Genomic DNA, 2,148 nt, shown 5'->3' on the forward strand with positions numbered 1-2,148 from the left:
GGCTTCCGCGGCCACTTCTCCACCAAGTCCCGCGCCTACTCCGTCACCCTCGGAGCCCTCCGCCAGGAACGCGCCGACCACAACGAAGCACTCACCCGCGCCCGCGCCGCCGAAGCAGGCCACCCCCTGCCCGACCCGGACACCGTTCTCGTCCTCTCCCACTGGCGCTTCGCCGGGACCGGTCTGACCTCCGCAGAGACCTGGTTCGCCGCCTCTCGTCGAACTGCCCCCGCATCGGAAGGAGAAGCAACCCAGTGACCACGGTGACGATTCAGCGCAAGTGGCACACCACGGCCGAGGTCGCCGAGATGCTCGGCTTCGGTCTCTCCAAGACGAAGGCGCTGGTGCTGAGCGGTGAGATCCGTTCCGTGAAGATCGGTCGTAACCGGCGCATCCTCCCGGCCTGGGTCGACGAGTACGTGAACCGCTGCGCGACCGAGGCAGAGGAGTGGGCGGCATGAGCGGGAAGCGCGCCAACGGCGAAGGGTCCATCTACCCGTACAAGAACGGCTTCGCCGCCTACGTCTGGGTGACCACCCCCGACAACGACCGCAAGCGCAAGTACGTCTACGGCAAGACCCGCGAGGAGACCCACGAGAAGTGGATCAAGCTGCACGGCGAAGCCAGCAGAGGCCCGGTACAAACCCGGCACCGCACGGTGGAGGCGTTCCTCTCCTACTGGCTTGAGTCGATCGTGAAGCCGAACCTCGCCCCGCTGTCATACGTCTCGTACGAGGGATCGACCCGGCTCTACATCGTTCCGCACCTGGGCTCGAAGCGGCTCGACAAGCTGACCGTCCGGGACGTGCGGGAGTGGCTGACCAAGCTGGCCGGCATCTGCCAGTGCTGCGCCCAGGGCAAGGACGCCAAGCGGCCGAAGGAGCGGCAGCGGTGCTGTGCCCTCCGTGAGTGCTGTGAGGCGTACCCGTCACGGCGGGTCGTCCAGGCCGCCCGTGATGCCCTGCGCGCTGCCCTCACACATGCCGTGACCGAGGAGGAGATCAGTAAGAACGTGGCCTCGCTGGTGAAGGTCCCCAAGCCGCGCCGTCGGCGGATCAAGCCGTGGTCCGTCGTCGAAGCGGGTCGCTTCCTCTCCGACGCGCTCACCCGCGAAGATCCGCTGTTCGCTGCCTGGGTCCTGGTCCTGTGCCTTGGTCTCCGCCGGGGTGAGGTTCTCGGACTCACCTGGAAGTCGATCGACTTCGAGACGGGAGAGCTGTACGTCGATCACCAGATCCAGCGGGCGGGCCGCCAGATCCTCCACCGGGAGACCAAGACCGAGGAGTCCGACGACTTCCTTCCCCTCCCTGAGTTCTGCCTCAAGGCGCTGCGGATGCGGCGCGCTCAGCAGACGGGAGACCGGAAGGCTGCCGGTGATCTCTGGCAGGACACACGCGGCCTGGTCTTCACCACGAAGTACGGGACGCCGATCGAGCCGGGGAACCTCACCCGCATGTTCGCCCTGCGGGCCCGCCGCGCCGGCCTTCGCGTGATCCCGCTACGGAACACCCGGCACACGTGCAGCTCGCTGCTCGTCGCCCTGAAAGTGCACCCGAAGGTGGCTCAGCGCATCCTTCGACACTCGCAGATCGCCATGACGATGGAGGTCTACGCGGAAGCGAGCGAGGAGCAGGTGCGTGCCGCCCTCGGCAAGCTGTCCGCAGCGATGGGCGGCGGCGAACCGGGCTGACATCAACGCCTGACATCAACCGTTGCTGTACTTCGCTGCGGTACAGCACGACAAAGCCCCCTCCGGGATGATCCCGAGGGGGCTTTGACCTGTGTGCACTCGGCAGGATTCGAACCTGCAACCTTCTGATCCGTAGCTCTACAGAGATCGGTCGGGGACGGTCATACCGGTTGCTCGGGGGTTTCTGAGGGGGGTTGGTGGTCGGGATCGGTTGCTGGGGTTGCTGTATCTGGTTGCTGTACGGCTGCCGCATCTCTACGAGCGAGGGCGAGGTTGTTGCGGCTGTTCAGGGTGTCGGGGTGGGTGTCGCCCAGGACCTCCTCGCACTGGGAAAGAGTGGTCTCGTACAGGGGGATGGCCCGTCCCAGGTCCCCCGCCGACGCGTAGGCGCCGGCGAGGTTGTTGCGGCTGTTCAGGGTGTCGGGGTGGGTGTCGCCCAGGACCTCCTCGCACTGGGA

At 66.6% G+C, this 2,148-nt stretch carries 4 protein-coding genes; 3 read left to right on the forward strand and 1 reads right to left on the reverse strand.

Features of this window, described 5'->3' with window-relative positions; all coding sequences use genetic code 11:
- The 3 genes from AOK23_RS27515 to AOK23_RS27525 form a co-directional block, all read left to right on the forward strand.
- Positions 1–258, forward strand: a 258-nt coding sequence (locus AOK23_RS27515; RefSeq protein WP_338056528.1) for a replication initiator, incomplete at its 5' end; no start/stop codon positions are given.
- The gene (locus tag AOK23_RS27520; protein WP_055715314.1) at positions 255–461 is read left to right on the forward strand and encodes a helix-turn-helix domain-containing protein; all 207 of its coding nucleotides are present in this window, start codon (positions 255–257) and stop codon (positions 459–461) included. The genes AOK23_RS27515 and AOK23_RS27520, both read left to right, overlap by 4 nt.
- Positions 458–1,690, forward strand: a complete 1,233-nt coding sequence (locus AOK23_RS27525) for a site-specific integrase (RefSeq protein WP_055715315.1) — start codon at positions 458–460, stop codon at positions 1,688–1,690. Before AOK23_RS27520 ends, AOK23_RS27525 begins: the two co-directional genes overlap by 4 nt.
- 161 nt (positions 1,691–1,851) lie before the next feature.
- Here AOK23_RS27525 and AOK23_RS45650 read toward each other — a convergent pair.
- The coding region (locus tag AOK23_RS45650; RefSeq protein ID WP_157878172.1) for a tetratricopeptide repeat protein at positions 1,852–2,148 on the reverse strand (297 nt) is incomplete at its 5' end.

Origin of the sequence: Streptomyces torulosus (assembly GCF_001419765.1) — a bacterium.
Taxonomy (GTDB): domain Bacteria; phylum Actinomycetota; class Actinomycetes; order Streptomycetales; family Streptomycetaceae; genus Streptomyces; species Streptomyces torulosus.

What these genes read in the sequence shown, in the direction of transcription:
- AOK23_RS27525 (WP_055715315.1), top strand. Translation starts at nt 458, where the DNA reads ATGAGCGGGAAGCGCGCCAACGGCGAAGGGTCCATCTACCCGTACAAG.